This window comes from uncultured Mailhella sp. (genome assembly GCF_905187505.1).
In the GTDB taxonomy this organism is placed as follows: Bacteria; Desulfobacterota; Desulfovibrionia; order Desulfovibrionales; family Desulfovibrionaceae; genus Mailhella.
The window spans coordinates 1-2011 of the sequence record NZ_CAJJIC010000205.1 but is presented as its reverse complement, the minus strand read 5'-3'; the positions used below and the strand labels follow the sequence as shown (position 1 = coordinate 2011).

General features: G+C 61.9%; 1 protein-coding gene. It reads right to left on the bottom strand.

Going from position 1 to position 2011, the window contains the following annotated elements; genetic code table 11:
- Positions 1–175: 175 nt before the first annotated feature.
- On the bottom strand, positions 176–1126 hold the full coding sequence (locus QZZ60_RS11350; RefSeq protein WP_295641481.1) for a bifunctional methionine sulfoxide reductase B/A protein: 951 nt from the start codon (positions 1124–1126) through the stop codon (positions 176–178).
- Positions 1127–2011: the final 885 nt, after the last annotated feature.

The window sequence follows — 2011 nt, the reverse complement described above, 5'->3', positions numbered from 1 at the left end:
ACGTCGCCCGGGGCCCCCGAGCGCTGAAAGACGGCCTTCCGGCTGACCTCCCCCCCTTCGCCCTTTGCTTCAGGCGTAAGCCTTCCCGTCCCCGTTGTCCTGCCTCTCGGCGAAGCCGGGAGGCAGAAACAAGGGGGCGCGGGGGAATTATTCCCCCCGCATGCCTTTCTGCCTTTTATCTGGGCGAGCCGTCGGCGCGGCGGGAGAAGCGGGGGACGGGGAGGTGGCAGGTGCCGCGGCCGGTGCGAGCTGCGAAGTTCTGGTGCCAGGATTCGGCCTCGTAGAAGGGGCCGGCGGGTTCGAGGGTGGTCACGACGTGGTAGCCCAGGGAGCGGAGTTCCTCCATGAGCTTCTGCGCCGTGGCCTTCTGGTCGTCATCGAGCCAGAATATGGCGGAGCGGTACTGGCTGCCCACGTCCGGGCCCTGGCGGTTGAGCTCCGTGGGGTCGTGGATTTCAAAGAAGCGGCGGACAATGGTCTCATAGCTGATTTTTTTTGGATCGAAGCGCACGAGCACGGCTTCGGCGTGTCCGGTGTTGCCGCGGCACACGTCTTCGTAGGAAGGCCGGTCGAGGTGACCTCCGGTATAGCCGGAGCGCACGTCCACCACGCCGGGCAGTTTGCGCATGCCGTCCTCCACGCCCCAGAAGCAGCCGCCCGCAAGCACGGCCACGCTGGTTCCCTTCACCTTTTCATAGAGCGCCAGACCCAGTTTTTCCTTTTCACTGCCCGCAGGCGCAAAACTCATGGACACGGAGTTGACGCAGTAGCGGGTGTTCTTTTCGGTCAGTCGCTCGCCCTCGAACACGTGGCCGAGGTGCGCCCCGCAATGATTGCACTGAATCTCCACCCGGCGACCGTCGGCATCGGGCAGACGACGCACCATGCCGGGCAGCGCGTCGTCAAAGGCGGGCCAGCCGCAGCCCGAGTCGAACTTGTCCGCCGAACGGTACAGCGCCACGCCGCACTGACGGCACAAGTATGTTCCGGCCGCCTTGTTCTTTTCATATTTGCCCGTCCACGGCGCTTCCGTGGCCTTGCGAAGAATGACCTCCGCTTCCATGGGGGTCAGAGGCGGCACGGCAGCGTCACCGCGCGCCACAATGCGAAAACCGCTGTCCTTCATTGAAACTGCCTCCCGCAAAGGGTCAAAGGTGGGTCGGGAAAACGCCGCAGCCGCAGAACCGGGCCTGAAACTCATCATCAGCGTCAGGCCAAGAAGAAAGGCGCGTCGCGTACAGAAAATGTCGTTCATGGGCCCTCTTTATCAGGAATATTTACTGATAATGAGATAGCTGCAACTTTTTGAAAAGGCAAGTCCTTTTTCAAAGAAGTCGAGAGGTTGCCATTCGAGGAATCCATGGCTGCCGGAGCGACTTTTCTTAAAGCCATTCGCTGTCCATTGATTTTTTGAGTCGGAACAAGTAAATTGCCGGCGCAATGTACCTGCCACCCCCGCAGCGCGCGGAAAATCTTCCTCCATTCTGGAAGGGGTCGGCAGGTCTTTTTATATCCATTGCTGGAGATGCTGTGCCGGTCACACCGATGCTGCGCTCAGCGGGAACATCACCTTGAGAAGCGGCCGACCGTTGACCTGAGGGCCCCGAGCATTGGAAAGGGCTGGAAGGGCCGAACGAAGGCCCGTTCGAGGGCCAGCAACGGCTTTCCCGCCGCAAACAACGCCCCGAGTTTTCCGTCTCCCGAGTGCGGCGAACGCCCGTCAGCGCTGGACACGCTGTACGGACGCGGGGCTTGCACGACGCCCGCCGCGCTGACGTTGCGAGTGAATCGCGGCTGCTTGCGGCCGTCGGCCGGGCCGCTCGAAAGCGGCCCGGGGCCCCGAGCGTTGAAAAAACGCAGAAAGTAAAAGCACGGCATGAACGAGCGTCGAGAAAAGACAGAAAGGAAAAACGGAGGGCTCCCGAGCGCTGAAAGGCTGTTGTTCTTCGCAAACGGAGTCCCACCCGGACGTTGAAAGACGGTCATTCTCCGGCAAGCGAAGGCCCGCCCG